The sequence below is a fragment of the Pseudomonas endophytica genome (assembly GCF_001411475.1).
In the GTDB taxonomy this organism is placed as follows: Bacteria; Pseudomonadota; Gammaproteobacteria; order Pseudomonadales; family Pseudomonadaceae; genus Aquipseudomonas; species Aquipseudomonas endophytica.
This window is the reverse complement of the sequence record NZ_LLWH01000148.1, coordinates 1-1,110: the sequence shown is the minus strand read 5'-3', so window position 1 is coordinate 1,110 and position 1,110 is coordinate 1. Positions and strand designations below refer to the sequence as shown.

At 57.7% G+C, this 1,110-nt stretch carries 1 protein-coding gene; it reads right to left on the bottom strand.

The features are described from left to right. A partial coding sequence (locus tag AQS70_RS23780; protein WP_241492824.1) for a DUF6531 domain-containing protein occupies positions 1–1,110 on the bottom strand: 1,110 nt, incomplete at both ends.

The window sequence follows — 1,110 nt, the reverse complement described above, 5'->3', positions numbered from 1 at the left end:
TGACAGCACGGGTTGGCTGGCGTGTTGGTGTTCGTAGTGCAGGGCGATGCGGGCGCCGCCGCGCAGGATGATAGCGGTCAGGTAGCAGCGTTTGCGGATGCGTTGGTAGTGTTCCTGGCTGTCGTGTCCGCGTACAAGCCTAAAGTGATTGTCGTCAGCGCGTACCAGCACGACCTTTTCAACCGGGTCATAGTGGAGCTTGCCCGTCTTGGGCAAGGGGTAGTCGTGGCTGCGCCCGTCGTTGGCGTGGTAGGTCAGTCCGTTGTCGTTGAGGTCTAGGCGCATCGAAAATGGGGTGATCCAGCGAGCGCCGAATGCACTGCGATCGAAGGCGTTGAGGCTGGAGCGGTAGGTGCGCGCCCATGACACAGGAAACGGGCCTGGCAGATTGAAGTCGGTGTGCACGAGGGTTTCGGTGCCACGGGCGAAGCTGATGCTGTTGCACGAGCCTGAGCACACGCCGTTGGTGACTGGATTGGGATCGTTCTTGGCCTTGCCTTGTTGGCCAATGGCTCCTAGGTTGCCCTGGTTGGTCTGGGCTCTGGCTGTTCCGACGTGTTGTACTGGGGCGTTAGTCGCTTGCACCCGAGATTTTTTGCGCTTGCGTACCGCCTGAAGGAGGCTGGAGAGAATCCAGCCAATGCTGTGCTGGACATCGGGGTTGGCTAACGCCGTCAGCGTACTGCGGACCTGTTTGGCGAGCCAGTTCAGTATGTCGATGTAAGGCTGGACGGCAGCTAGCAGCAGCCCTCCACTGTTGCTAGCGACAACGTTGACTGTTTTTTTGGCGATGTATTCATTGCCGCTGGCAATGAGGCCGCCTGCCGCAGCCCAGAAAGAAACAGTTTCATCAGGGTTATAAAGTGCTTTCAGGCTTTGTGAGGCTTTGGCTTTAGTTGCCGACGTATCGATGTTGCCCGTTGCTGTGCGTTCAATATTGTTGGCCAGACCGCTGAGTACGTCATAGCCAAGATTGCCCGAGCGGGTCAGCATATCAGGCAGAGAGGCTGCTGCTTCTTCTATGAATTTTTCCAGCTCCCCCATCAGAGAGGCGTTGACATGTTGGGTCAGGACGGCGAATACAGCGTCGCCCAAATGGCAACTCGGAAC